Raw genomic sequence first — 24,340 nt, 5'->3', positions numbered from 1 at the left:
CTGTCACTCACTCCTGTTTCGAAACTGCCATGCGTGATCCACCGGCCCGATCCCACCACCGAGCGCGAAACCCTGAGCCACCGCCCCGCTGATGTACTCCTTCGCGGCGCCGACAGCAGCCGGTACGTCGTACCCGCGGGCCAGGTACGACGCGATCGTGCTCGCCAGTGTGCACCCGGTGCCGTGCGTGTGCCGGTTGTCGGCCCGCGGCGCACTGAATTCCTGCCGCACCCCGTTTCCGTGCAGCACATCAACGGCCAGCGAACCAGAGTCATGCCCGCCCTTCACCAGCACCCACGAGGCTCCCGCGTCGAGCAGCACCTTCGCCGCCAGCTCACGATCCTCGACACTGCGCAGCTCCATGCCCGCCACCGGGCCGAGCTCGGTCAGGTTGGGCGTCAGCACGGTCGCCAACGGCACGATCTCCTCCCGCACCGCCACCATCGCATCCTCGGCCAGCAACGCGTCACCGTGCTTGGACACCGAGACAGGATCAACCACCACCGGTACGCCGTCCGGCAGCGTCCGCAGCAGCCCGGCCACCACCCGCACCATCGCGACCGACGCGAGCATCCCGGTCTTCACCGCGTCGACCCCGATGTCGTCCACCACGCTGCGGAACTGCGCCACCACCTGCTCGTGCGGCAGCTCCCAGGCGCCCTGCACGCCCAGGCTGTTCTGCGCGGTGATCGCCGTCAGCACACTCATCCCGTGCACCCCGTTGGCGAGCATCGCCTTCAGGTCGGCCTGGATCCCAGCCCCGCCGCCGGAGTCGGACCCGGCGATGGTGAGCACCCTCGGCGGGGCGGCGTTCATGAGGACTCCTGCGTGATCAGTTGCGGAAATGGGCATGCCCGGTGCCACCTGAGTAGCTCTCCCCGTCCACGGTGACGGTCCCGGCCGGCCACTTGTCGTTGCCTACAGCAACAGTGCCGACGACGGTCCAGCCGTCCGGGACGTCAGCCGGTTCGAAGGTCGCGACCAGGGCGTGGTCGTCGCCGCCGCTCAGCACGAAGGCGAGGGCATCCACCCCGGTCGCCGAAGCGACCGCTTGCAGCGGCTCCGGGATCGTCAGGGCGGCCGAGCGAACATCGATCAGCACGTCGCTCGCGACCGCGATGTGGCTCAGGTCGGCGATCAGCCCGTCGCTCACGTCGCACATCGCCGAGGCGCCCGCGAGCGCGGCCCGCACCCCTTCGGCGTACGGCGGTTGCGGCCGGCGATGTGCCTCCACCACCGAGCGCGGCGACCGGAAGCCCCGGTTGAGCACGGCGACGCCGGCCTCGGCCCAGCCCAGCCGCCCGGCCACGGCCACCTCGTCGCCGGGGCGCGCGCCGGAGCGCAGTACCGGCGGGCGGCCGTCGAGGGAGCCGAAGGCGGTGACACAGACGACGATCTTGTCCGACTGCACGGTGTCGCCGCCGACGATGCTGACGCCGAGCAGCTCGCACTCGTCGGCCAGACCCTGGTTGAGCTCGAGCGCCCAGGCGGTGGGCAGGTCGGCCGGCCCGCCGAAGCCGACCACGATCGAGGTCGGCCGGGCGCCCATCGCGACGATGTCGGCCAGGTTCTGCGCGGCGGCCTTGCGGCCCACGTCGTACGCCGAGGACCAGTCCTGGCGGAAGTGCCGGCCCTCGACCAGCAGGTCGGTGGTGATCACCATCCGGCCGTCCGGCACCGCCACCACGGCCGCGTCGTCGCCCGGTCCGACCAGGACGTCCTCGCCCTGCGGAAAGCTCTTGGTGACGGCTTCGATCAGGCCGAACTCACCGGTGCTTCCCAACGTCTCTGTCACGTCAACAGACCTCCCATATGCCTCGGTGGAGTCTAGGCGGTACGGTGACCGAGCAACGAAGAGTACGCCCGGCCGCGCTGCAGTACTGTGGCCTGACCAGCTGAGGACGACTGAGTGGAGAACGACGTGGTGGTCCAGGCCTACATCCTGATCCAGACCGAGGTCGGCAAGGCCGCCGATGTCGCAGCACAGATCGCCGAGGTCCAGGGCGTGACCCTGGCCGAGGACGTCACCGGTCCGTACGACGTGATCGTCCGCGCGGAGGCCCGGAACGTCGACGAACTGGGCAAGCTGGTGGTTGCCCGGGTGCAGAACGTCCCCGGCATCACCCGCACGCTGACGTGCCCCGTAGTTCACATCTGAGCCCGATCGCCGCAGCCGACGGCCGGCGCGCCCGCACCCGGGTCGCGCTGGCCGTCGCTGCGCTCGTTGTCTCAGCGGCCGCCCTGGCCGGCTGCAGTCCCGGGCCGGCCAAGCTCGCCGTACCGTCACCTGCGCCTGAGGTCGCCGACGCCTGCACGCAGCTGATCCAGGCGCTGCCGGCCGAGGTGCTCGACGCCGAGCGCCGCAAGACCGAGCCGGTCAGCGCGCTCACCACGGCGTACGGCGATCCGCCGATCGAGATCACCTGTGGGGTGGCGCCACCCGCCGGGATGGCCCAGGCCCAGTCCCAGTGCTTCGAGGTGAACGGCGTCGGCTGGTTCGCCCAGGAGGTGACCAACGGCGCGATCTTCACCACGATCGGCCGCAAGGTCTACCTGGAGATCGCCGTCCCGAAGAAGTACGCCCCGGAGGCGAACGCCCTGACCGACGTCTCCGACACCGTCAAGGCCCACAACACCCTCATCACACCCTGCACCTGACTCTGTTCGAGAGTTCCTGGTGAGTGCATGTCCGGTTCCTGTTGAGGGCATCGACGTATCCCGTGAGAGGCACCAGAGTTGGTGCCAGACGACGGGAGACCCAGATGAAGTACATGATCCTGACCTACGCCTCGCAGCAGGACTACGACGGCATGGCAGGCAAGGACAACGACAAACCTGCCTGGACCGGCGAGGACTTCGCCGCGATGGGCGCCTTCATGGAGAAGTTCAACAACGACCTCGCCGCCTCGGGTGAGCTGGTCGAGACCCGCGCCCTGGCCGCGCCGGTGCTGACCCGCCGACTCGGCTCGAAGGAAGGCGCCGCGGTGGTCACCGACGGCCCGTACGCCGAGACCCAAGAGGTGCTGGCCGGCTACTGGATCGTCGAGTGCGACAGTTTCGACCGCGCCACCGAGATCGCCGCACGCCTGGCGGACACCCCTGCCCCGGAGCACGTGCGAGCCACCGCGTACGCCGACGTCCGGCCGATCGTCGAAGGCCAGGAAGACCTGGTCGGCTGACCCACCACCGGTCCGTCGGTCCGCCGGTCCGCTGACGCGGCTGACCTAGCTGACCTAGCTGACCCGGCTGACACGCCGACCCGCCTGTCCGCCGACCCGCGACGTGCTGACCCGCTGACCCGCTGACCCGCTGACCCGCTGACCCGCTGACCCGCTGAAGGAGAGTCTGATGGCCGAGTCCGTCCCCGAGGAGCTGCTGCGCGAACTGGCGCCGCAGGTCCTCGGGGCGCTCGTCCGCCGGTACGGTCACTTCGACACCGCCGAGGACGCCGTCCAGGAAGCCCTGCTCGCCGCCAGCCAACAATGGCCGGCCCAAGGCACACCGGACAACCCGCGCGCTTGGCTGATCACGGTGGCCTCTCGCCGACTGACCGACCTGCTCCGCAACGAGCAGGCCCGGCAGCGACGCGAAGACACCGTCGCCCAGTGGATTCTCCCGAGCGACTGGCTTGCCCCACCGGCAGACACCTCCACCACGGCCTCCGCAACACCCTCCGCCGAGCAGCTCATACCCAGCGAGGGAGGTGTCGCCGGCAGCCGTACGGCGGATGCCGACGACACCCTGATCCTGCTCTTCCTCTGCTGCCACCCCGCGCTGTCACCTGCCTCGCAGATCGCACTCACTCTCCGCGCAGTGGGTGGTCTGACGACCTCCGAGATCGCCCGTGCCTTCCTCGTCCCCGAGGCGACGATGACCCGGCGAATCACCCGCGCCAAGCAGAGCGTCAAGGAGGCCGGCGCCCGCTTCTCCCTCCCACCCGACCGCGCCGAGCGCCTGGACGCAGTCCTCAAAGTCATTTACCTGATCTTCAACGAGGGCTACGCCAGTACGGCCGGCCCGACCCTGCAACGCGTCGAGCTGGCCGCCGAGGGCATCCGGCTGGCCCGGCTGATCCACGCGTTGCTCCCCGCCGACAGCGAGGTCGCCGGACTGCTCGCCCTGATGCTCCTCACCGACGCCCGCCGCCCGGCCCGCTCCGGCCCGACCGGCGAGCTGATCCCGATGGCAGCTCAAGACCGCTCCCGCTGGCTCAGCACCTCGATCGCCGAAGGCGTGGCCCTCATCACCGAGGCGCTCCCCCGCGGGCCGGTCGGCGCCTACCAACTACAAGCCGCCATCGCCGCCGTCCACGACGAGGCCCCCTCCTGGGAAGACACCGACTGGCCCCAGATCGTCGCGCTCTACGAGGTCCTGCTCCAACTCACCGACAACCCCATGGTCTCGCTCAACCACGTAGTCGCAGTCGCGATGGCCCACGGTCCCCACCAAGGCTTGAAGCTTCTGGCCGGCATCGAAGACGAGGGAAGCCTCGCCAACGATCACCGGCTCCACGCGGTCCGAGCCCATCTCCTGGAGCAATCCGGCGATCCAGCCGGCGCGCGGACGGCGTACGAGCTGGCCGCGACACTGACCACCAGCCTTCCGCACCAGCGATACCTCAACACCAAGGCCGCCGCCTGCCAGTAAGTCAGGCGTCAGACCACCCAGGGCCCGGCGGTGAAGTCGGCCAGTCGCGCCCGCATCCGTTCCCGCGACACACCCTCCTGACCGCGCAGACCGCGCTGACCGCGCTGACCGGCAAGGTCGTTAAGGTCGGCGGCGGGCTGCTCGATCAGAGCAAACCCATGCCCCTACTCGATTGCCGCTCAGTCACGACGAGGATCCAAGGATCGCGTCACCGACAGCGCTGCGCGCTCACTGACCGACCACCGCGGGCCTTCCGCACTCTCCTGCACACCAGCCCGCGAGCGATCACCACGCCCGCTGCCCAGGAGAGTGCCTCCCACAAGTCAGCGAAGCCCGGTCGGGCGGGTCATCGCCAGGGTCAGCAACCGGTCGACCAGGCCCTTGTAGTCGACGCCGGTCTCGGCCCACAGCCGCGGGAACATGCTGGTCGGGGTGAACCCGGGCATGGTGTTGATCTCGTTGATGATCACCTGCTGGTCCGCGTCCAGGAAGAAGTCGACCCGGGCCAGCCCCTCGCCCTCGATCGCGTCGAACGCGACCAGCGCCTTCTCCCGGATCTCGGCCGCGATGTGCTCCGGCAGCTCGGCCGGCACCGACAGCGCGGTGTACTCCTCGCCCTCCGGCAGGTACTTCGCCTCGAAGTCGTAGAAGTCGTGTCCGCCACCGGAGACCGAGATCTCACCGCAGACACTGACCTCGGCCGGACCGCCGTTGAGACCGCCCAGGACGCCGACCTCGATCTCGCGCGGGCTCTTCGCGGACGCCTCGACGATTACCTTCGGGTCGTGCGCCCGCGCCTCGGCGACGGCCGCGTCGATCTCCTCGAAGCTGTTCACCTTGCTGATCCCCAGGCTGGAACCACCGCGGGCCGGCTTCACGAAGACCGGGTAGCCGAGCTTGTCGACCGCGTCCCGGCAGGCCCGCGGGTCGCGGGTCCAGTCGCGGTCGCGGATCACGACGTACGGCGTGACCCCGAGCCCGGCGGCCTCGAAGACGACCTTCATGTAGTGCTTGTCCATGCCGACGGCGCTGGCCAGCACACCGGAGCCGACGTACCGGATGTCGGACATCTCCAGCAGTCCCTGCAGCGTGCCGTCCTCGCCCCACGGGCCGTGCAGCAGCGGGAAGACGACGTCGACCTCGCCCAGCGTGCTCGGCACCTCGCCCGGCTCGCTGACGATCAGCTCACGGTCGGCGCCGAACAGCACCGGCAGCGCGGTCACGTCGACCTCCGGCAGCTTGCCGTCGGTGATCGACAGCCGCTCCGGGTCACCGCTCTCCAGCACCCAGTGGCCGCTGGTGGTGATCCCGACGGGTACGACGTCGTACTTGTCCCGGTCGATCACCTGCAGCACGTTGGCCGCGGTGACGCAGGAGATCGCGTGCTCGCTCGACCGGCCGCCGAAAACAACCGCGACCCGGGGCTTGCTTTTTTCTTCTTTCGAGTACTGACTCACCGACTCGACGATAGCGGCAGTTCAGGGCGGCTTTGACCAGGGTTTAGTTAAGACCTCTTCAGATCTCGGTGAGTGATGCCTGGTTCACCGCCTCATTCGGTCAGGTGGATCGCCCGGGCCGGACAGAGCAACGCCGCCTCCCGAGTGGCGTCGTACTGGGCGGCCGCCGGGGGCTGCAGCAGGATCGCGACGCCGTCCGCGTCGCGCTGATCGAACACGTCGGGGGCCGCCAGCACGCACTGGCCGGCCGCGACGCAACTGTCCTCGTCGATCTTCACATCCATCATCGAGCTCCCCTTCCGCTCAGCGGTCCCAGGTGACGGGCAGCGCCGTCACGCCGTACACGAGGGTGTTGTCCTTGAACTTGATCTCCTCGAACGGCACCGCCAGCCGCAGCGACGGGATCCGCCGGTAGAGGCGGGTGTAGACCTCCTGCAGCTCGATCCGGGCGAGCTGTTGCCCGAGGCATTGATGCGGACCGAAGCCGAAGGCCAGGTGCGCGGACGCCTTGCGGGACAGGTCGATCTGGTCCGGATCCGGGAAGGCCACCGCGTCGCGGTTGCCGGCCGACAGCGCGGCGACCAGGTACTCCCCCGCCTTGAGCGTCTCGTCGCCGATCGGGATGTCCTCCATCACCTGCCGGAACAGGCCGAACTGGATGACGGTCAGGTAGCGCAGCATCTCCTCGACCGCCGTCGGAGCCAGCTCCGGGTTGGCTCGCAGTTCGTCGAGCTGGTCGGGGTTGCGCAGCAGCGCCAGGGTGCTGAGGCCGATCATGTTCGCGGTGGTCTCGTGACCGGCGATCAGCAGCGTGATGCCGATCGAGACCAGCTCGGGCACGGTCAGCGGGTTGCCCTGGTCCTCGGCGCGAGTGATCAGCCGGGAGAGCAGATCGTCGTCGCGCTGCGCCGTTTTGGCGAGCACCAGCCCGGCCATGTACTGGTTGATCTCGTCGCTGACCCGCAGCACCTCCTCCTCGGGCCGATCGACCGAGACGAGTACGGCGGAACGCTCCTGGAACTCGGCGCGATCGGCGTACGGGACACCGAGCAGTTCGCAGATCACCAGCGACGGGATCGGCAGCGCGAACGCCTGGACCAGGTCGACCGGGCCCTCGCTGGCCAGCATCGCGTCGATGTGGTCCTCGATCAGCTCCTGGATCCGCGGCCGGAGCGCCTGCACCCGCTTGACCGTGAACTCGCTGGTGAGCAGCCGACGCAGGTGCGCGTGCCGATCACCGTCGTTCTGCAACACCGACCCCGAATCGACCTGCCGCTCCAGATCCGCCTCCGGTACGACGTGCGTCGACGGTGCCAGCCGCGAGCTCAACCGCCGATCGGCGAGCACCGACCGCACGTCGTCGTACCGGCTGAAGACCCAGGCGTCGACACCGGCTGGAGTGGAGACCTTCGCCAGGCCCTCGGTCTCCCGCAGCGTGGTGTAGCCGGTGGCCGGGTCGAACGGGCAGCCGGTCGGACGGGCCACGGGGAAAGACATCTCGGTGGTGTCGGTCATTGACCAGGTCCTCGTTTCGGTGGTTTGAGCAGGAGAAGAAATTGGTAGTAACTACCATATGGCTGCATGAGCCATTTGAACTCGCCTGTCGGCGCGTCGCGGGGCGTGTACGCTGCCCGCACGTACTGGACCGGCGTACGAGCAAGGGGCACGGCCATGGGGCTTCGCGAGCTGAAGCGGGAACGCACCCGCCGGCTGATCTCGGACAAGGCGTTCGAGCTGTTCACCGACCACGGCTTCGGCCGGACCACGGTCGAGCAGATCGCCGCGGCGGCCGAGGTGGGGCCGAGTACGCTCTACCGGTACTACCCGACCAAGGAGACGCTGGTCCTGGAGTTCGTCGAGGACAGCATGTTCGGGGCGCTGAACTGGTTCCGCGAGCAGCCCGCCGAGCTCGACCTGCCGGACGGCCTGCAGAGCGTGATCGAGCTGGTGCTCGACCAGCTGGAGCGCAATCCTGACCGGGTCCGGGCGGTGTACGAGCTGGCCGGGCAGACGCCGTCGGTGGGCGCGCGACTGGCTGAGGTGACCTGGCGCTGGCGCAACGAGCTGACCGTCGAGCTGACCCAGCGACTCGCGGGCGACTCGGTCGAGTTCACCGCCGCGCTGGCCGCCGGCACGGTGATGAACATCATCGAGATCGTTGTGCAGACCTGGGTCGACAACCCGGACGGCACCCAGGTCAAGGACCTGGCGCACGAGGCGATGGGGCTGTTGCGCGGCGGCGGCATCCCGCTCCCGACGGCGTAGTACTCGGCAGGGACAATCAGGGGCATGACCCCTGACCTGGATCCCTCGACCGTCGTCGTGCACGCCGGCCGCCCCGCCCGAGTGCCTGACGCGCCGCTGGGCGAGTCGCCTGTCTTCAGCTCGACGTACATCGCCGGCGGGAACAGGGGTTACGGCCGATTCGACAACGACGCCTGGGCCGCACTGGAGACGACACTCGGCGCCCTCGAAGGCGGCCGGGGCTTGAGCTTCGCCTCTGGCATGGCGGCCGCTGCCGCGGTCTGCGATCTAGTGCCGGTCGGTGGACGCGTTGTCGCGCCGCAGCACGCCTACAGCGGAGTACTGGCCCTACTGGACCAGCAGGCGGCAGCGGGTCGCCTCACTGTCGATCGGGTCGACATCGCCGACACTGCCGCCGTGTCGGCCGCAGTGGTCGGCGCAGACATGCTGTGGGTCGAGTCGCCGACCAACCCGGCCATGGAGGTCGCCGACATCCCAGCGGTCGCCGCAGCAGGCCGTACTGCGGGCGCCACGGTCGTGGTCGACAACACCTTCGCCACTCCCCTGCTGCAGCAGCCGCTGTCGATGGGCGCGGACATCGTGATGCACTCCGCGACGAAGTTCATTGCCGGCCACTCGGACGTAGTACTGGGTGCTGTCATCACTGACTCCGACGAGCTGTGGTCAGCCCTGGAGCTCCGCCGCCGAAGCCTCGGCGCGATCCCCGGCCCGATGGAAGCCTTCCTGGCCCTCCGCGGCCTCCGCACCCTGGCCCTACGCCTCGAACGGGCCCAGTCCAACGCAGCGTTCCTCGCCGCCCGCCTCCTGGACCATCCCCGCGTCTCCCTGGTCCGCTACCCCGGCCTCCCCACCGACCCCGGCCACACCCGAGCCGCTGCCCAGATGTCCGGCTTCGGCGCCATCCTCGCCTTCGAACTAGGCGGCGACGCGACCGGCGCCCAACGAGTCTGCGAATCCACCAGCCTCTGGGTCCACGCCACCAGCCTCGGCGGCGTCGAATCCATGCTCGAACGCCGCCGCCGCTGGCCGATCGAGGTCCCCACCATCCCCGAAGACCTGATCCGCCTCTCGGTAGGCATCGAACACCCCACCGACCTCTGGGCCGACCTGGAGCAGGCGCTCAAGGCCTGAATACCCCGCGGCTAAAATCACTGAGATGTTGACCATCTGGCAGCAACCCTTCGCCCTGGCCTGGGAAGCCTTGCAGGCCAAGAGCTTCCCCGTAGGCGCAGTACTGCTGAACCCAGCCGGCAACATCGCCCTCACCGGCCGCAACCGCAGCAAAGAACCCGCCGCCCCGGCCAGCCAACTGGCAAACACAGCCCTCGCCCACGCCGAGGTCAACGTCCTGGCCCAACTGCCTCCCGGCAGCCACAGCGACTGGACGATGCTCACCTCGCTCCAGCCCTGCCTGCTCTGCCTCAGCGCCCTCCGCCTCGCCCAGGTCGGCAATGTCACCTACGCCGGCGCCGACCCGCTCTGGGACGGCTGCGCTCAGGTCCCTTCCCTGCTGCCAGACCTGCTGTCCTCCAAGTGGCCGGTGTCGACCGGCCCAGCGGACGGCATGGACGGCGTCTGGGGCATCCTCCTCCCCGCAATCTGGTACGTCGCCTACAAACCCGCCGTCGTCGCGGCACCGAGCGACCTGTTGCCCTGGGCAACAGTCGAGCTCGCCCGCGAGTGTGTCACCGCGGGCATCCTCGACTCACCCTCCGGCGCCGCGGCCTACGACCTCGCGTCAGCGCTTCTTCATCACCGAAGCTGAGCCAACCGTGATCAGGCAAAGCACCACCGGAAGAACGAACGCGAGGTTCAGCGGCATGAAGTGAGCCAGCGCACCGATCACCGCCGGCCCAGCCAGCAGGCCGACGTACCCGAGCCCGACCACCTTCGCCATCAACGCCCCCGACGCCCGCGGATCGAGATTCCCCGCCGCAGTGAACAGCTGCGGCACCCCGCCCGACAAGCCAAGCCCGAAGATCGCCCAGCCAACCAGCGACACCGGCACCCACGGCACCACGATGACCGTGGTCAGACCGATCGCAGCCAGTAGAGCGCCGTACCGGACGATCGCCACCGGCCCCACAACCGCCGCGACCCGATCAGTGGCGAACCGCCCGATCGTCATCGCGACAGCAAAGGCGCCGTACGCGTACGCCGCAGTACTGGTCGACGTCTCGAGCACATCGCGAAACTGCAGTGCCGCCCAGTCATTCGCGACCCCCTCCGCCAGCATCAGCGCGAACGCCAAAGCACCAAGCTGCCAAACCAGCTTCCTCGGCGGCGCGACCCGCTCCGGCTCGTCAACGGAAGGCGTCGTCTCCACCTCCGGCTCCAGCAAGAAGCGGCTGACAGCCAACGAAACAACGATGACCAGCACCCCGGCCGCGCTCAACGACACAGCAGTCGGCACCTCGGCCTTCAACAACGCAGCCCCGATCAGCGCAGCGATCGCCCCGCCGATCGACCACATCGCGTGGAACGCAGCCATGATCGGCCGCGGATACGCCCGCTCGACCACCACCGCCTGCGAGTTCATCGCCACATCGATCGACCCGTTGCCGAATCCGACCGCGACCAACGCAAGACCCAGCGTCCACCAACTGTCAGCCAGCCCCGGCCCGAACAACGACAGGCCGAGCAGTACTCCGGCCGCCGGCACCAGCCGCCGTTGCCCGACCCGGTCAGCCAGCGGCCCCGCGACCTGCATCCCGATGAAGGCCGCGCCGCCCAGCACGAGCAGCAGGAAACCGAGCGTGCTGTGCGAGATCCCCGTCGCGTGCTCGATGTTGGGGATGTGCACGACCCACATGCCGACCGAGAAGCCGTTCAGGCCGAAGTACGTCCAGGTAGCCACCCGGGCCGCGCGAGGCGGCGCGCCGGCGGTGGTGTCGATGCTCAAGAAAGCCCTTCCAGGGTTGGTTCCACGACCTCGACCAGTACTCCGCGCTGCGCGAGCAGCGTGCGGGACTCTTCGGGCGCGGCGGAGTCGGTGATGATCAGGTCGGCACGGTCGGCCGGGCAGACGTAGGCGAGCGCGGCGCGATCCCACTTGGCGCCGTCGGCGAGCACCATCGACCGGGTCGCCACCGCCATCGCCTGCTGCTTCACCTCGGCGTCACCCAGATCGAACGCGGTCATCCCCGCGTCCAGACTGAACGCGCACGGACTCAGCACCGCCACGTCGAACCGCAACGCCTTGAGCGAGGCCAGCGCGAGCGGCCCGACCAGCGCCAACTCCCCCGCTCGCGGCTCGCCACCCGGCAGCAGCAACCGGACGCGCGGAGCATCGATCAACTCCTGGGCGACCTGCAACGACAGCGGCATCACCGTGACGGCCCGATCGCGGAGCAGCTTGGCGACCTCGAGGGCCGTCGTACCGCTGTCCAGAACGATCGTCTCGCCGTCCTTCAGGTGCTCGACGGCAGCCCGCGCGATGGCCCGCTTCGGCCCCAACTCCGATGTCGCCCGGGCGGCGAACGGCGGCTCGATCCCGGTCGGCATCGCGGCCACCGCACCGCCGTGAACGCGCTTCAGCACGCCCTGCGCGGCGAGGTAGTCGAGGTCGCGCCGGACCGTCATGTCCGAGGCGCCGGTCGCCGTCACCAACTCGGCGACCCCGACCCGCGGAGCAGCCATCAGCCGCTCGACAATGACCCGCTGCCGTTCCGTACTCTTCACAAGGAAAAGTTATCACCGAAATGTTCATTCAAACAATCAAGATGTTTGAATGATGGAACCCGATGTGGGGTTGACGTAGTGATCGAGCTCCGCCAAGCCCGGTACGCCGTGGCCACGGTCTTCTGTGTGCACGGCGCGGTGACAGGGTCGTTCGCGACCCGGGTGCCGTGGATCCAGGACCACGCGTCGGTGAGCCCCGGGCAACTCGGCCTGGCCCTCGCCTTCCCGGCGATCGGCGCCTCGCTGTCGATGCCGCTGGCCGCGCGCATCAGCCATCGCTTCGGCAGCCGCACAGCCCTCCGCGGACTGATCGCACTCTGGACGCTCGCCTTGGTCCTGCCGTCGCTCGCGCCCAGCCTCGGGACTCTCTGCGCCGCGCTCTTCGTGTACGGCGCGACTGCGGGCATGGCCGACGTCGCGATGAACGCACTCGGCGTCGAGGTCGAGCAGCGGCTCGGCAAGTCGATCATGTCCGGCCTGCACGGCCTGTGGAGTGTCGGAGCGCTGATCGGATCCGGCCTCGGCACGATCGCCGCCCACCTCGACGTGAGCGCCCAGCTCCACCACGCGGTAGTGGCCGCAGTACTGACTCTGGCCGGGATCACCGCCTGCCACTGGGTGCTGAACCTCTACCCCACCGAGGACGAGGAAGCCCCACCACGCTTCGCCCTGCCGCCGAAGTCCGCCTGGCTGATAGGCGCCGTCGGCTTCTGCGCGGTCTTCGCCGAAGGCGCCAGCCTCGACTGGTCCGCGGTCTACCTACGCGACGTCCTGACCACCTCGGCCGGAGTCGCCGCAGCCGCCACCACCGGCTTCGCGCTGACCATGGCCGTAGCCCGCATCGCCGGTGACGCGGTCGTCGACCGCTTTGGCGCGGTACGAACAGTACGAGTCAGCGGAGCAGTAGCTACCCTCGGCGGCGTGCTAGTGGTGATGGCTGGCCACCCCTGGTCGCCATGGCCGGCTTCGGCCTACTGGGCCTGGGCATAGCCGTAGTAGTCCCCCTCGCCTTCGCCGCCGCCGGCCGCACCGGCCCCAACCCCAGCCAGGCCATCGCCGGTGTAGCAACCGTCACCTACACTTCCGGCCTGATCGCCCCGTCTGTCATCGGCGGCATAGCCCAAGCCAGCAACCTCACGGTCTCGTTCATCCTGGTCACCGTGCTCACCGTCGGCATAGCCGCGTTCTCTGCAGTACTACGCCCTGCTCCGGCCCACTAGCTTCCGCCCGCCTACTAGGTTCTGCGACATGTCCCTCTCCGGCACCAATAGCTACCGAGACGCAGGTCCGCTACCACCCCTCGTCTCGGCGGCAGTGGCCCTAGCCGAGGAATTGGGCTTCCCCCAGTCTTGCCGCGTCGAACAAGGCCGCCTACTGACAGCCCTCGCAGCAGGAGCAACCACCACGATCGGCGAAACCGGGACGGGTTGCGGAGTCGGGTTGGCTTGGCTGATCAGCGGACGGCGTACCGGCGTACGAGTGGTCAGCGTCGAGCGAGATGCCCATCGTGCCGAACAGGTTGCCCAGTTGTTCACCGACGTACCGGACGTCGAGATCCTGCACGGCGACTGGACCTTGATCGCCGAGCACGCACCCTTCGACCTCCTGATCGTCGACGGCGGCGGCAACGGCAAACAAGGCCCGGCAGCCAACCCCGAGCAACTCCTGCATCCCGCCGGCACCATCGTCATCGACGACTTCACCCCACTAAAGGAATGGCCGCCGCTACACGCAGGCCAACCCGACCAAGCCCGACTCCACTGGCTCGAACACCCCGCACTCCTGGCCACCGAAGTCCGCCTGGCACCAGACCTGTCGACGATCGTCGCCACTCGCCGCCCCAGCTAGTACTACGGCCTCCCGGCGTGCGGGACCGCCACCTCAACCGTGGAAACCACACCAGTCCGCTCAGGACTCAACATGTGCTCAAAGCCGCGCCACTGCGCGCTGAGCATGAAGAGCGTGGTGCCGTCGGGCCCTCCGAGCATGCAAGAGAAGGCCCCTCGATCCAGGTCGACCTTCTCAAGCACCTCGCCGCCCTCCCGCACCCGAACGCACCGCTGAGCCGGCACATCGGCGTACCAGATTGCGCCCTTGGCATCGAGACAGATCCCATCGGGATGCCCCTCCCCGAGGTCGGCCCACACCCGGCGATGGCCAAGACTGCCGTCAGACGCGATGTCGAACGCAGTAAGACAACGGCCCTGCGACTCCGCAACGATCAAGGTCGAGTCATCCGGCGTGATCGCCATCCCGTTCCCGAACACGATGCCATCGGCAACCTGTCGGACCTGCCCGTCAGGCGTCACCACAGCAATCACTCCAGGCCGCGAGAAGTCGAACCACCCGCCGTCCACGAACACGTTCCCGCGAGAGTCGACCACGATCTCGTTGAAGATCTCGGCGATCCCGCCCAGCTCAGCCGCAGCGACGAGTTGACCATCGACGTGGCGGAACAGCGTCGTACCGGCAATCACCAGCAGCGTCCCGTCAGGCGTCCAATCGATCGAGAACGGAATCGTCTCCGCCGGCACGCTGACCACCACCTCGCGACGACCATCCGCGCCGACCGCGAGCACCTCACCGGTCCCCCAGTTCGCCAGCCACAACCGCCCGTCATGCCAACGCGCCGATTCGCCGTACGCCAGCCCGTCCACCACAACCTGCACCATGTCGATCTCCTTTTATCTTCTGTACGAAGACGCCCGGCGCTTTTCGACATCACCCACGACGAGCGGTCACGATCGCGTAGTCGTTGGAGACCTGGAAAGCCTCCCGATCCTCGTTGATCTCCCGTACCGCGGCCAGCAACCGCCCCTGCAGCTCAGCCTGCAACTCAGCGCCATCGGGCCTCGATGCCAGCGCCTGCGCCGCACTCACTGCCATCGGATGCCGCGCCGATTTCGCCAGATACTCCTCAGCCGACTTCGCCGTGAGCCGCATCGACCGCCGCTCGACCTCCACCATCAGCCCGTACTTCGCGAAGGCCTCCCGCAGCGCCGCCTCGTCATGCCAAGCCAGCGGCTTCGGCGCCCCAGGCTCCGGCGCCGGCCCACCACCGAAAACCTCACCCATGAACCGCCCCGCGACATTGTTGATCGTCATCATCGACCCACCAGGCACCCACGACGTCAGCCGAATCACCCCGTCGGGCGCAGTCACCCGAGCCATCTCCGCGATCGCCGCATCGGCATCCGGCGCAAAGATCACCGCAAACACCGACACCAGCAGATCCGCAGTACCGTCCTCAACCGGAATCGCCCCCGCATCACCAGCCAAGAACTCCGCCTGCACCCCACGCTCGGCAGCCCGCTCCCGCGCAACCTCCACCAACCTGGCCGCCGGATCAACCCCCGTCACCACAGCACCACGCGCGGCAGCCAGCAGCGCAGCGTTCCCCGTCCCACACCCCAGGTCGACAACCCGCTTCCCCGCCAACGGCTCCGACATCGCCACCACAACCTCAGAGACCGGCAGCAACGCCTCCCCCGTCGACTCGTACTCCCCAAGACTCCAGTCAAGCTCCACAACCACTCCCTACCCTGCACTCCGTACCCGGCACTTCTTTGCGCCCAGCAACCAGGCAGAACCAGTAGACCACCACGCCGCCACACATCTCCTGCCCTCCAGCGCTTGCAGTTGACACTGTGTGAAGTCGGACAGTGAAGAGGACATGATGAACATCGGAGAATTCGCCCGGCTCGGCGGTGTCTCGACGCGCATGCTGCGCCACTACGACGCCCTCGACCTCCTCGTCCCCGCCCACGTCAACACTCACACCGGCCGACGCTCGTACTCCGTGACGCAGCTGACCACACTCAACCAGCTGCTCGCCCTCAAAGGCCTCGGCTTCACCCTCGACGAGGTGCGAACCCTGCTCCACGAAGGCATCGCCCCCGCGGAACTCCACGGCATGCTCCGCCTCCGCGAAGCCGAACTCGAACGCCAGGTCCGCCATAAACGCCACACCCTCGACCGCGTCCAGGCAAGACTCCGACTGATCGAGCAGGAGACCCCCATGACCGTCACCCTCAAACACCTCGAACCAGTCACCCTCGCCGCCCTCTCAGCAGAAGCCCAAGACGCCAGCCGCCAACAAACCGGCGCCGTGGTGCAAACCCTGTTCGACCAGGTCATCACCCAGATGGAAGCAGCCCACGCAGACCGCACCACCCCAATAGCCCGCTACCACCCAACCCCCAAGGCCGCCACCCACCCAGACACCCCCACCCCCGGCACCACCCCCAACCCCGGCACCAGCAGCGCCAGCGCCAGCGGCGACGACAGCGGCAGCCGCAGCGGCAGCGGCAGCGGCAGCGGCAGCGGCAGCGGCAACCACAACAGCCGCGGCGACGGCGACGGCAGCAGCGACAGCAACGGCGTGACCGTTAAAGTCACCGCCGGCTACGCACTCTCAGGCGAACCAATCCCCGGCCTCACCAACCACGTCCTGCCCGCGACCGAGGTGGCAGCCGTCATCCACCACGGCCCGATGACCACCATCTCCACCGCCTACCAGGAACTCGCCCGCTGGGCAGAAACCACCGGCCGAGCAACCTCGACCTACATCTGGCGTGAGCACTACCTCGAAGCCGACGGCGAGGACCAGACCAACTGGATCGTCGAAGTCCAACTGGAACTCACCTGACTCCACCATCGAAAGAACCTCGATCCGTACCCCGACCTGCGCACCCATCCCCACCACGGGCAGGATCTGCCCCATGGGATGGGAAGCACTCAAGCAATGGGGTGACGACGTCGCCAGGATCGAACCGCTCGCCGGCGGAGTCGTCAACGAGGTGTGGAGCGTGCATCTCAACGGCCAGCGAGCAGTCGCCCGTCTCGGCGCCCGCAGTGATGCTGATCTCGCCTGGGAGGCCGACCTGCTGCAGCACCTAGACCGTCAAGGCCTGACGGTGCCGGTGCCGATCGCCACCACAACTGGCCAACTGTTCGTTGACGGTCTGATGGTCATGTCCTACGTGGAAGGCGAACCACCCGAGACAGAGACCGACTGGCGTCGCGTCGCCGACACACTGCGCCAGTTGCACCGGTTGACGCAGCACTGGCCGCAGCGCCCAGGCTGGCGTTCGTCGACCGACCTGCTCCACGCAGACACCGGTACAAAGATCGACCTCAACGCGATGCCTGCTGAGGGCGTCGCCCGCTGCCGAGCAGCCTGGGCACGACTCGCCGGCCACCAGACCTGCGTCGTCCACAGCGACCCGACACCAGGAAACATCCGCCTGACCGCCGATCATGTCGGCATCATCGACTGGGACGAGTCCCACGTCGACGTCGCGGACCTCGACCTGCTGCTGCCCTACAACGCCGCCGCCCTCAGCGAGACCGCACACGACATCGCCACCCAAGCCTTCACCGCCTGGGACGCCGCCCGCTGCTGGGGCCACGAGTTCGCCCTGCAACAACTCGCCGAAGTCAGAGCGGTCTGATCGGCCCTCCACCGCGTAAGAGGCAGCACGCTGCCTCGGCCCGAGCCCGCGGCCGAGCAACGCGCACCGAAGTCAGAGCAGTCTGTTCACTCGACCGGTCAAGCTGATGAGGTCCGGGACTGTTCAGCCTGGCTCTGACGACGAGTCCGGCTTAAGCCTGGCTCTGACGACGAGTCCGGCTTCAGCCTGGCTCTGGCAACGACGTTCGGCTTAAGCCTGGCTCTGGCAACGACGTTCGGCTTAAGCCTGGCTCTGGCAACGACGTTCGGCTTAAGCCTGGCTCTGGCAACGACGTTCGACTTGAACATGGCTCTGGCAACGACGTTCGACTTGAGCATGGCTCTGGCAACGACGTTCGACTTGAGCATGGCTCTGGCGACGACGTTCGACTTGAGCATGGCCTCAGCCGGCAACGCCGCTGGGGGAAAGTTCAGTCCTTCTTCACGGCGGAGATGTCGACGCAGACGATGCCCTTGTTGCCGTCCTGGTCAGCGATGACAGTCATCGAAGGCGCATTGCTGTCATCGACGACGGTGCCGCCCGCGGCAACGGCGGCGGCGATCCGCCGCTCGGCTGTTTCGGGTGCCACGTAGACCTCGATATGGAACCGCTGACGCGAGGTCTCAAAATCGTCGCCGTCGCCGTCGCCGAACCACAGGTTCGGGACTCGTCCCAGGGCGTCCCGGATCTCGTCACCGGGTGTCCCTCGACCCTGGGCGTCGGCGTTCCCGGTCAGCAGGGCGGCCCACACCGGGGCGATGGTGGCGGAGCTGACCGTGTCGAGACCGAGCTCGAGGTCGCTGACCGAAGCCGGGTCGGCGGCGAGCTCGTGGTCGGCGGCGATCTCGGCAATCCGGCGGGCTAGGTCGACGTCCTGCTGAGTCACCCATTCGATGACGTACTCGGTACCGTCGTCGTCGCGGTAGATGGCGTCGTCCGTGACCAGCTTGAGGTCGACGTACCCGTTGCCGATCGCCACGCGCGGATGGTGGCCGAGCAGGTCGCCCGCCTCGGCCACTGCGGCGACGAACCGTGCGCCGGCACTGAAGTCATCGATCACGTACCGGGCATGCAAGCCCTGGGCGAGCTTGCGCCAGTCCGTCAGGTTCTCGGCCGCGATCTGCTCGCCCCTCAGCATGTCCATGAACGCGGACCCTACCCGTGATTCAGGCCCCCGATGAGTAGCTGAGCTCTCCCGCACGATCTTCACCTCGGCCACCGTCGCTGGGCGGCTTCCTGATCGACTCGCCCCGGCCACCGTCGGTGGACCGTTGCTGGGCGGCTCTCTGGGCGACTCGCCACTGAGCTAGCGGGCCTGCGTCCTGGTCGGCTTTCCGCCGAGTGCTCGGTATCACGGAACAGCAACCGCCGCCACAACCCGGCCGCGCCGCCGTCCTCGTTCGCCCCGGACCTACCGCCGGTCTCGAACTCCACCACACAGCCCGGCTCGCCAAACGACATCCGCACGGCGGCTGAGGAGCCGGAGGACTCGATGACCAGGTCGGCGGCCTGTCCTGTACGTCGACCAACGCAACAACCGGCGCGCAGAAGAGTCCAATCACCTAGTCGGTCAGGGTGCGCATCTCGTTGGACCGGAAACCGGCGACTCGATTCACCGGGTGGGAGGCAGCCCGCGACCGAGGCACCGAGCTTGCAAGCAAGCAGCTCACCGGGATCCGGCGCGCGCCCTAGCCCGAAGGCATCCGCGTCTTCTCCGCCACTCCAGCTGACAACTACCAGCTAGAGCGCGAGCCTTACCTGCACGGTGCGGCACTTCGTGGAGTGCCGCACCGCCAGAACTACCACCTGCGATACCACGCGAAGCTACAACCCGAGGCCGTCGCATGGAGCCAAGACCCGGGACGGCTGCACGGAGCTACCACTCTGCATTGCCGCGCGGAGCTACCACCCGCGACGGCTGCGCGGAGCTATCACCCTGAGCTGCCGCGCGGAGTACTACCCGAGGCCGCCGTGTGGAGTGCTACTTGTCGGTGGCGAAGGCGTCGTCGAAGGAACCTTCCGGCTTGTCGAAGGCGAGCTTGCGGATGACGTCGACTGCCTCGGCGGCGCCGACCTTGCGCTCCATCCCGGCGTCTTCCCACTCGACCGAGATCGGGCCTTCGTAGCCGATCGAGTTCAGGACCCGGAAGCAGTCCTCCCAGTTCACGTCGCCGTGGCCGGTCGAGTAGAAGTCCCAGCCGCGGCGCGGGTCGCCCCAGGGCAGGTGCGAACCGAGGCGGCCGTTGCGGCCGCCGCCGACCCGCATCCGGGTGTCCTTGCAGTCGACGTGGTAGATCCGGTCCTTGAAGTCCCACAGGAACGCGGCCGGGTCGATGTCCTGCCAGACCATGTGGCTCGGGTCCCAGTTCAGCCCGAACGCCTCGCGGTGACCGATCGCCTCCAGGGTCAGCGTGGTGGTCCAGTAGTCGTAGGCGATCTCCGACGGGTGCACCTCGTGCGCGAACCGCACGCCGACCTCGTCGAAGACGTCGAGGATCGGGTTCCACCGGTCGGCGAAGTCCTGGTACCCGGCGGCGATCCGCTCGGCCGGGACCGGCGGGAACATCGCGACGTACTGCCAGATCGACGATCCGGTGAAGCCGATCACCGTTTTCACGCCGAGCTTGGCCGCGGCGCGCGCGGTGTTCTTCATGTCCTCGGCCGCCCGTTGCCGGACGCCCTCGGGATCGCCGTCGCCCCAGACGCGGGCCGGCAGGATCGCCTGGTGCCGGAAGTCGATCGGGTCGTCGCAGATCGCTTGCCCGACCAGGTGGTTGGAGATCGCGAAGACCTGCAGACCGTGCCGCTCGAGGATCTCGTGGCGGCCGGCGATGTAGTCCGGGTCGTCGATGGCTTGCTGGACGTCGAAGTGATCGCCGGAGCAGGCGATCTCGACACCGTCGTAGCCCCAGGACGAGGCCAGGGTGCAGACCTCTTCGAAGGGCAGGTCGGCCCACTGACCGGTGAACAGGGTGATCGGGCGTGGCATGTGCAGGCTCCTCGGTTCAGTTTTCGACAGTGGTCCAGGCGCCGTCCGCGGCAGCGGACCGCAGTACGGCGTCGACGAGATGGGCAGAGCGGGCACCGGCCGCGAAGTCCGGCAGGCCGTCCGGTTGATCGCCGTCCAGCGCGGCGGCATAGGTATCGGCGACGAAGGAATCGAAGGCGTCCTGATAGCCCTGGGCGTGACCGGCAGGCAGCCGGTTGACCCGGGCAGCCGGCGGGCTGAGGGTGTCCGGATCGCGGGTCAGCAACTGGCTCGCCGCGCGACGCCCCACCCACAGGCGATCCGGGTCCTCCTGGTCGAACCCGAAGCTCGACTCCGTCCCGGAAACCTCCAGATACAAGCGGTTCTTGCGACCGGCCGCGACCTGGCTGACGACCACCGTACCGACGACACCAGCCGCAGTACGGAACTGCGCCGTCGCCAGATCCTCGGTCCGTACTTCGACGCCGCCGCGGTTCGCGCGAATCGTCCGCGTCTGGGCGCTGACATCGGCGATCTTGTCGCCGGTCACGAACTCGGTCAGGTCACACCAGTGCGAGCCGATGTCGCCGAACGCGCGCGACGGACCGCCGGCGGCATCGTCCACCCGCCAGTTCTGATCGTTCTCACCGGCCAGCCAATCCTGCAGGTAGCTGCCGTGCAGGCTGGTGATCTGCCCGGCCTCCCCCTCGGCGATCTTGGTCCGCAGCTCGCGCACCATCGGGTGGTAGCGGTAGACGAACGGCACAGCGGCGACCCGATCGGCCTCCAGCGCCGCAGCGAGCAACCCAGTCGCGTCCTTGGCCGAGGTGGCCAGCGGCTTCTCGCAGATCACGTGCTTGCCCGCCTCGAGGGCTTGCAGGGTGACCGGCAGGTGGGTGTTGTTCGGCGTGCAGACGTGGACGAGATCGATGTCCGCGGCAAGCAATTCGTCCAGGGTCGCGAAGCCGCGCTCGGCGCCAGACGCCTCGGCCGCGGCCTCCGCTCGCTCGGGGCTGGACCCGACCGCGCCGACGATCTGGGCCCCCGCCACGAGGGCGGACCGGCCGTGCACGCGACCCATGAAGCCGCCACCGACGATCCCGACTCTGAGCTTGCGCGCTGCGTTGGACATGGCCGCAACGTTATGTGAAACTTTTGTCTCCCGTCAAACAAAAGTCCACCACCGAACGGCGGAAGTCTCATGGCCGACGATCTCAGCACCACGGCAGCGGAGCCGGATCCCCTGCTGCAGTTGCTGCTGGACGGCGAGCCCCGGACCCGCAACCAACTGATGGATCTGACCGGACTGGCGCGATCCACCGTGACCGGGCGGCTCGAGATGCTGGTCGCGCAGGAGTTCGTGGTGCCGCACGACGCAGCCGAGTCGACCGGCGGCCGCCCACCGGCGCGCTTCCGGCTCAACCCGGCTGCTCGACTGGTGCTGGCCGCGGACGTGGGCGCGACACATCTGAGTGTCGCGCTCGCCGACCTGACCGGCGACATCCTCGACAGCACCACCAGCGCGCAGAACATTGCCGCCGGCCCCGAAGCTGTCCTGAGCGCCCTGGCAGATCAAGCACGCGTCCTGCTGGACCGCCACCCGACCGGCAAGCTGGCTGGTATCGGCGTCGGTCTGCCCGGCCCGGTCGAGCACCTCACCGGCCGCCCGATCCACCCGCCGATCATGCCCGGCTGGGACTCGTACGACGTCGTCGGCCGACTCACGCAGGAGTTCGGCCACCCGGTCCTGGTCGACAACGACGTGAACCTGATGGCCCTCGGCGAGCACGCCAAGCAGTACCCCGACGTCGAACACCTCCTGTTCGTCAAGGTCGCCACCGGGATCGGCGCCGGAGTGATCAGCGGCGGTCGTCTCCATCGCGGTGCCCAAGGCGCGGCCGGCGACATCGGCCACATCCAGGCCCCCGGCCACACCGAGCTCTGTCGCTGCGGCAACACCGGCTGCCTGGAAGCCGTCGCCTCAGCCGCCGCGATCGCCGCTCGGCTCAGAGCGGCCGGCCTACCTGCCGAGACCAGCCAGCAGATCGTGGACCTGGTCCGCGCCGGCAACCCCGTCGCCATCCAAGCCGTCCGCCAGGCAGGCCGCGAAATCGGTACCGTCCTGGCCGCCTGCGTCAGCCTGCTCAACCCATCGGTCCTGGTGATCGGCGGCTCCCTGTCCCAAGCAGGCGACCACCTCCTGGCCGGTATCCGCGAAACGATCTATGCCAGATCGTTGCCCCTGGCCACCACGCACTTGGAGGTATCTCTCTCCCACACCGCGCACCAAGCAGCCCTCCACGGAGCAGCCGCCTTGGTCCTTCAGCACTCGCTGGGCTTGCGATGAGCACCCCAGACCGCTCCGCGCGTACAGCGAAAGCGACGACCCTCGCGCGAGGAGCAGCTGACTGGCTGCTCGACAGCGTCCGCCACCTGGGCGGAAACGGGCTGCAGCGCGTGTACGGCGTGGTCGGCGGTCCGGACGGTCACTCGGACGGCGGCACTCTCGACCTCGAAGACCTGTCGCTCTATCACGGGCTGACCGGCATAGTGCTCGCGCTGCAAGAAGCTGCACAGCACTTCGATGACGATCGCTATCACCAGGCAGTCACGGTCGGCGCCGACGAACTGGTGGCCCGCATAGACACCATCGAGGACTCGTCGCTGTACTTCGGTCTGGCAGGCGTCGCCGCCGCTCTGCACTCCCTTGGCCGGCACGACGCGGCATGCCAAGCGCTCGACCGGGTCCGGGATCGCTTCGACGGTCAACGCTGGGGACCGATGTTCGAACTCTTCGCCGGCAACGCGGGCATCGGGCTCGGCGCATTGTCCGCCGGCGACCTGGATCTTGCGGTCGCTGCCGTGACGCCGTACCTGACAACGGCCGATCGGACCGAAGGCGGCGTGAACTGGCCGGTGCGTCCGTCCCCGCCCCGGTCCCACCACATCGCGCACGGCACGCTGGGCATCGTCTACGCACTGGCCGCCATCGGTGACGCGGCAAGCCGCCAAGACCTGATCGACCTCGCGCTCGCCGGAGCAGCGGATGTCGTGAGCCGCAACGAGGCCGGTCCTGACGGCTTCCTCGTCCCGCACTCCGACCCACCGCACCGGCCTGACCTGATCGAGCGATACAGCATCGGCTGGTGCAACGGTCCTGCAGGCGACGCGCAGGTCTTCAGGCTGCTCGCGCGAGTGACCGGCGACCCGGCGTGGATTCAGCTCGATGACTCTTGCTGGCAGACGGTCACACAGTCTGGTGTACCGCGCCGGATCCGGCCGGGCTTCTGGGACAACCATGGGCGCTGCTGTGGAACCGCAGGCGTGCTCGCCCTGGCCTGCGACCGAATCGTCGAGCGTGCTGACAGCTTCGCCTTCGCCGACCTCCTCGTCGACGACCTCGCGGCTCACGCGATCGTCGACGAAACCGGCGTGCGCTGGTCGAACCACGAACACCGGGCGGTTCCACCGGACCTCGAGCCACGCCCCGGCTGGGCGATGGGCAACGCGGGCATCCTTCCCGAGTTGCTGCGCTACCTACGGCTGAGCGCAGACGACGATTCCAGCAGACGCGGCCGACCTGGTGCATCAGGTCGTCCAGATCGAGATCCTCTCCTCGACCGTCGCGGGGTCGGAGTGGATGTGACCTGGCTGCACCATCACGACTTCCTTGGCCGCGACTGAGTAGCCGGCCGTGTCGAGCTTCTGCTCAGCCGTGATGTCCTGCTTCGGGTCGTACAAGGCGTCCCGGTCGCGGGATCAGCCCCAGCGCTCCCGGGGTGGGACGGGGTGCCGTTCGGTGCGCTGCTCGCAGCCCGGCGCACAAGCCGTCCCGGATCGCGACATCAACCCCAGGGCTCCCGGCACAC

Annotated in this window: 27 protein-coding genes; 14 read left to right on the top strand and 13 right to left on the bottom strand. The window is 68.3% G+C overall.

Annotated elements, in window-relative coordinates:
- Nucleotides 1-3: 3 nt before the first annotated feature.
- Together thiD and AB0P21_RS36035 are read right to left on the bottom strand one after the other, a co-directional pair.
- Nucleotides 4-816: a bifunctional hydroxymethylpyrimidine kinase/phosphomethylpyrimidine kinase gene (gene thiD / locus AB0P21_RS36040; protein WP_363702975.1), complete on the bottom strand. Its 813-nt coding sequence runs from the start codon at nucleotides 814-816 to the stop codon at nucleotides 4-6.
- A gap of 16 nt (nucleotides 817-832) precedes the next feature.
- Entirely contained in the window at nucleotides 833-1,795 is a 963-nt protein-coding gene (locus AB0P21_RS36035) for a thiamine-phosphate kinase (RefSeq protein ID WP_363702973.1), read from the bottom strand.
- Between the two features lie 129 nt (nucleotides 1,796-1,924).
- Here AB0P21_RS36035 and AB0P21_RS36030 point away from each other — a divergent pair, with 129 nt between their 5' ends.
- From AB0P21_RS36030 to AB0P21_RS36015, 4 genes are all read left to right on the top strand, one after another.
- Nucleotides 1,925-2,158, top strand: a complete 234-nt coding sequence (locus tag AB0P21_RS36030) for an Lrp/AsnC ligand binding domain-containing protein (protein WP_041290445.1) — start codon at nucleotides 1,925-1,927, stop codon at nucleotides 2,156-2,158.
- On the top strand, nucleotides 2,137-2,658 hold the full coding sequence (locus AB0P21_RS36025) for a DUF3515 domain-containing protein (protein WP_363702971.1): 522 nt from the start codon (nucleotides 2,137-2,139) through the stop codon (nucleotides 2,656-2,658). Before AB0P21_RS36030 ends, AB0P21_RS36025 begins: the two co-directional genes overlap by 22 nt.
- Before the next feature lie 104 nt (nucleotides 2,659-2,762).
- Nucleotides 2,763-3,179 carry a YciI family protein gene (locus AB0P21_RS36020; protein ID WP_363702969.1) on the top strand — a complete coding sequence of 139 codons (417 nt, stop codon included), beginning with the start codon at nucleotides 2,763-2,765 and terminating at the stop codon, nucleotides 3,177-3,179.
- Between the two features lie 169 nt (nucleotides 3,180-3,348).
- A complete protein-coding gene (locus AB0P21_RS36015; RefSeq protein ID WP_363702967.1) occupies nucleotides 3,349-4,647 on the top strand; it encodes a sigma-70 family RNA polymerase sigma factor in 1,299 nt (432 codons plus the stop codon).
- 323 nt (nucleotides 4,648-4,970) lie between these two features.
- Here AB0P21_RS36015 and AB0P21_RS36010 read toward each other — a convergent pair whose 3' ends face one another.
- The 3 genes from AB0P21_RS36010 to AB0P21_RS36000 form a co-directional block, all read right to left on the bottom strand.
- Nucleotides 4,971-6,104: a D-alanine--D-alanine ligase family protein gene (locus AB0P21_RS36010; protein ID WP_363702965.1), complete on the bottom strand. Its 1,134-nt coding sequence runs from the start codon at nucleotides 6,102-6,104 to the stop codon at nucleotides 4,971-4,973.
- Nucleotides 6,105-6,196: 92 nt separating this feature from the next.
- Complete coding sequence (locus tag AB0P21_RS36005; protein WP_363702963.1) at nucleotides 6,197-6,391, bottom strand: ferredoxin; 195 nt, start codon at nucleotides 6,389-6,391, stop codon at nucleotides 6,197-6,199.
- A gap of 16 nt (nucleotides 6,392-6,407) precedes the next feature.
- Nucleotides 6,408-7,619, bottom strand: a complete 1,212-nt coding sequence (locus AB0P21_RS36000; RefSeq protein WP_363702961.1) for a cytochrome P450 — start codon at nucleotides 7,617-7,619, stop codon at nucleotides 6,408-6,410.
- Between the two features lie 66 nt (nucleotides 7,620-7,685).
- Between AB0P21_RS36000 and AB0P21_RS35995 the strand changes: the two genes are divergently transcribed.
- The 3 genes from AB0P21_RS35995 to AB0P21_RS35985 are packed head-to-tail and all read left to right on the top strand — an operon-like array spanning nucleotide 7,686 to nucleotide 10,134.
- Entirely contained in the window at nucleotides 7,686-8,369 is a 684-nt protein-coding gene (locus tag AB0P21_RS35995; protein WP_363702959.1) for a TetR/AcrR family transcriptional regulator, read from the top strand.
- 24 nt (nucleotides 8,370-8,393) lie between these two features.
- Nucleotides 8,394-9,500 carry a PLP-dependent transferase gene (locus tag AB0P21_RS35990; RefSeq protein ID WP_363702957.1) on the top strand — a complete coding sequence of 369 codons (1,107 nt, stop codon included), beginning with the start codon at nucleotides 8,394-8,396 and terminating at the stop codon, nucleotides 9,498-9,500.
- Nucleotides 9,501-9,525: 25 nt separating this feature from the next.
- Nucleotides 9,526-10,134 carry a nucleoside deaminase gene (locus tag AB0P21_RS35985; RefSeq protein WP_363702955.1) on the top strand — a complete coding sequence of 203 codons (609 nt, stop codon included), beginning with the start codon at nucleotides 9,526-9,528 and terminating at the stop codon, nucleotides 10,132-10,134.
- Here the strand turns inward: AB0P21_RS35985 and AB0P21_RS35980 are convergent.
- Together AB0P21_RS35980 and AB0P21_RS35975 are read right to left on the bottom strand one after the other, a co-directional pair.
- Nucleotides 10,108-11,271, bottom strand: coding sequence for an MFS transporter (locus AB0P21_RS35980; RefSeq protein WP_363702953.1), 1,164 nt, complete (start codon nucleotides 11,269-11,271; stop codon nucleotides 10,108-10,110). The two genes, AB0P21_RS35985 and AB0P21_RS35980, sit on opposite strands and share 27 nt — an antisense overlap.
- Nucleotides 11,268-12,050 carry a DeoR/GlpR family DNA-binding transcription regulator gene (locus AB0P21_RS35975; RefSeq protein WP_363702951.1) on the bottom strand — a complete coding sequence of 261 codons (783 nt, stop codon included), beginning with the start codon at nucleotides 12,048-12,050 and terminating at the stop codon, nucleotides 11,268-11,270. The genes AB0P21_RS35980 and AB0P21_RS35975 overlap by 4 nt, the downstream gene beginning before the upstream one ends.
- Nucleotides 12,051-12,128: 78 nt before the next feature.
- Between AB0P21_RS35975 and AB0P21_RS35970 the strand changes: the two genes are divergently transcribed.
- The 3 genes from AB0P21_RS35970 to AB0P21_RS35960 all read left to right on the top strand — a co-directional run bounded on the left by AB0P21_RS35970 (nucleotide 12,129) and on the right by AB0P21_RS35960 (nucleotide 13,898).
- On the top strand, nucleotides 12,129-13,040 hold the full coding sequence (locus AB0P21_RS35970; RefSeq protein ID WP_363702949.1) for an MFS transporter: 912 nt from the start codon (nucleotides 12,129-12,131) through the stop codon (nucleotides 13,038-13,040).
- Complete coding sequence (locus AB0P21_RS35965; RefSeq protein WP_363702947.1) at nucleotides 13,007-13,270, top strand: hypothetical protein; 264 nt, start codon at nucleotides 13,007-13,009, stop codon at nucleotides 13,268-13,270. The genes AB0P21_RS35970 and AB0P21_RS35965 overlap by 34 nt, the downstream gene beginning before the upstream one ends.
- A 220-nt stretch (nucleotides 13,271-13,490) precedes the next feature.
- On the top strand, nucleotides 13,491-13,898 hold the full coding sequence (locus AB0P21_RS35960) for a hypothetical protein (RefSeq protein WP_363702945.1): 408 nt from the start codon (nucleotides 13,491-13,493) through the stop codon (nucleotides 13,896-13,898).
- A 2-nt stretch (nucleotides 13,899-13,900) separates the two neighbouring features.
- On the opposite strand, the gene AB0P21_RS35955 is transcribed toward AB0P21_RS35960, so the two are convergent.
- Nucleotides 13,901-14,722, bottom strand: coding sequence for an SMP-30/gluconolactonase/LRE family protein (locus tag AB0P21_RS35955; protein ID WP_363702943.1), 822 nt, complete (start codon nucleotides 14,720-14,722; stop codon nucleotides 13,901-13,903).
- A 49-nt stretch (nucleotides 14,723-14,771) separates the two neighbouring features.
- On the bottom strand, nucleotides 14,772-15,578 hold the full coding sequence (locus tag AB0P21_RS35950; RefSeq protein ID WP_363702941.1) for a class I SAM-dependent methyltransferase: 807 nt from the start codon (nucleotides 15,576-15,578) through the stop codon (nucleotides 14,772-14,774).
- A gap of 145 nt (nucleotides 15,579-15,723) precedes the next feature.
- Between AB0P21_RS35950 and AB0P21_RS35945 the strand changes: the two genes are divergently transcribed.
- Nucleotides 15,724-16,698 carry a MerR family transcriptional regulator gene (locus AB0P21_RS35945; RefSeq protein WP_363702939.1) on the top strand — a complete coding sequence of 325 codons (975 nt, stop codon included), beginning with the start codon at nucleotides 15,724-15,726 and terminating at the stop codon, nucleotides 16,696-16,698.
- Between the two features lie 73 nt (nucleotides 16,699-16,771).
- Nucleotides 16,772-17,503, top strand: coding sequence for a phosphotransferase (locus AB0P21_RS35940; RefSeq protein ID WP_363702937.1), 732 nt, complete (start codon nucleotides 16,772-16,774; stop codon nucleotides 17,501-17,503).
- Between the two features lie 98 nt (nucleotides 17,504-17,601).
- On the opposite strand, the gene AB0P21_RS35935 is transcribed toward AB0P21_RS35940, so the two are convergent.
- The 4 genes from AB0P21_RS35935 to AB0P21_RS35920 all read right to left on the bottom strand — a co-directional run bounded on the left by AB0P21_RS35935 (nucleotide 17,602) and on the right by AB0P21_RS35920 (nucleotide 21,603).
- A complete protein-coding gene (locus tag AB0P21_RS35935) occupies nucleotides 17,602-17,901 on the bottom strand; it encodes a hypothetical protein (RefSeq protein ID WP_363702935.1) in 300 nt (99 codons plus the stop codon).
- 32 nt (nucleotides 17,902-17,933) lie between these two features.
- On the bottom strand, nucleotides 17,934-18,647 hold the full coding sequence (locus AB0P21_RS35930) for a 4a-hydroxytetrahydrobiopterin dehydratase (RefSeq protein WP_363702933.1): 714 nt from the start codon (nucleotides 18,645-18,647) through the stop codon (nucleotides 17,934-17,936).
- A gap of 837 nt (nucleotides 18,648-19,484) precedes the next feature.
- Nucleotides 19,485-20,492 carry a sugar phosphate isomerase/epimerase family protein gene (locus tag AB0P21_RS35925; RefSeq protein ID WP_363702931.1) on the bottom strand — a complete coding sequence of 336 codons (1,008 nt, stop codon included), beginning with the start codon at nucleotides 20,490-20,492 and terminating at the stop codon, nucleotides 19,485-19,487.
- Between the two features lie 16 nt (nucleotides 20,493-20,508).
- Nucleotides 20,509-21,603 carry a Gfo/Idh/MocA family oxidoreductase gene (locus tag AB0P21_RS35920; RefSeq protein ID WP_363702929.1) on the bottom strand — a complete coding sequence of 365 codons (1,095 nt, stop codon included), beginning with the start codon at nucleotides 21,601-21,603 and terminating at the stop codon, nucleotides 20,509-20,511.
- Between the two features lie 69 nt (nucleotides 21,604-21,672).
- Between AB0P21_RS35920 and AB0P21_RS35915 the strand changes: the two genes are divergently transcribed.
- Both AB0P21_RS35915 and AB0P21_RS35910 read left to right on the top strand, forming a co-directional pair.
- Nucleotides 21,673-22,818, top strand: coding sequence for an ROK family protein (locus AB0P21_RS35915; RefSeq protein ID WP_363702927.1), 1,146 nt, complete (start codon nucleotides 21,673-21,675; stop codon nucleotides 22,816-22,818).
- On the top strand, nucleotides 22,815-24,155 hold the full coding sequence (locus tag AB0P21_RS35910) for a lanthionine synthetase LanC family protein (protein ID WP_363702925.1): 1,341 nt from the start codon (nucleotides 22,815-22,817) through the stop codon (nucleotides 24,153-24,155). The genes AB0P21_RS35915 and AB0P21_RS35910 overlap by 4 nt, the downstream gene beginning before the upstream one ends.
- Nucleotides 24,156-24,340 lie beyond the last annotated feature (185 nt).

Source organism: Kribbella sp. NPDC056861 (assembly GCF_040687575.1).
Taxonomy (GTDB): domain Bacteria; phylum Actinomycetota; class Actinomycetes; order Propionibacteriales; family Kribbellaceae; genus Kribbella.
Note: the sequence above shows the minus strand (reverse complement) of the source record. Positions and strands in the feature narration are given on the sequence as shown.

Bases quoted from the DNA above. Each gene is read 5' to 3' on its own strand.
- AB0P21_RS35945 (WP_363702939.1), top strand. From the start codon at position 15,724: ATGATGAACATCGGAGAATTCGCCCGGCTCGGCGGTGTCTCGACGCGC.
- AB0P21_RS35910 (WP_363702925.1), top strand. From the start codon at position 22,815: ATGAGCACCCCAGACCGCTCCGCGCGTACAGCGAAAGCGACGACCCTC.
- AB0P21_RS35965 (WP_363702947.1), top strand. From the start codon at position 13,007: ATGGCCGGCTTCGGCCTACTGGGCCTGGGCATAGCCGTAGTAGTCCCC.
- AB0P21_RS35985 (WP_363702955.1), top strand. From the start codon at position 9,526: ATGTTGACCATCTGGCAGCAACCCTTCGCCCTGGCCTGGGAAGCCTTG.
- AB0P21_RS35995 (WP_363702959.1), top strand. From the start codon at position 7,686: ATGAGCCATTTGAACTCGCCTGTCGGCGCGTCGCGGGGCGTGTACGCT.
- AB0P21_RS35990 (WP_363702957.1), top strand. From the start codon at position 8,394: ATGACCCCTGACCTGGATCCCTCGACCGTCGTCGTGCACGCCGGCCGC.
- AB0P21_RS35930 (WP_363702933.1), bottom strand. From the start codon at position 18,647: ATGGACATGCTGAGGGGCGAGCAGATCGCGGCCGAGAACCTGACGGAC.
- AB0P21_RS36005 (WP_363702963.1), bottom strand. From the start codon at position 6,391: ATGATGGATGTGAAGATCGACGAGGACAGTTGCGTCGCGGCCGGCCAG.
- AB0P21_RS36000 (WP_363702961.1), bottom strand. From the start codon at position 7,619: ATGACCGACACCACCGAGATGTCTTTCCCCGTGGCCCGTCCGACCGGC.
- AB0P21_RS35920 (WP_363702929.1), bottom strand. From the start codon at position 21,603: ATGTCCAACGCAGCGCGCAAGCTCAGAGTCGGGATCGTCGGTGGCGGC.
- AB0P21_RS35940 (WP_363702937.1), top strand. From the start codon at position 16,772: ATGGGATGGGAAGCACTCAAGCAATGGGGTGACGACGTCGCCAGGATC.
- AB0P21_RS36020 (WP_363702969.1), top strand. From the start codon at position 2,763: ATGAAGTACATGATCCTGACCTACGCCTCGCAGCAGGACTACGACGGC.
- AB0P21_RS36015 (WP_363702967.1), top strand. From the start codon at position 3,349: ATGGCCGAGTCCGTCCCCGAGGAGCTGCTGCGCGAACTGGCGCCGCAG.
- AB0P21_RS35955 (WP_363702943.1), bottom strand. From the start codon at position 14,722: ATGGTGCAGGTTGTGGTGGACGGGCTGGCGTACGGCGAATCGGCGCGT.
- AB0P21_RS35935 (WP_363702935.1), bottom strand. From the start codon at position 17,901: ATGCTCAAGTCGAACGTCGTCGCCAGAGCCATGCTCAAGTCGAACGTC.
- AB0P21_RS35915 (WP_363702927.1), top strand. From the start codon at position 21,673: ATGGCCGACGATCTCAGCACCACGGCAGCGGAGCCGGATCCCCTGCTG.
- thiD (WP_363702975.1), bottom strand. From the start codon at position 816: ATGAACGCCGCCCCGCCGAGGGTGCTCACCATCGCCGGGTCCGACTCC.
- AB0P21_RS35925 (WP_363702931.1), bottom strand. From the start codon at position 20,492: ATGCCACGCCCGATCACCCTGTTCACCGGTCAGTGGGCCGACCTGCCC.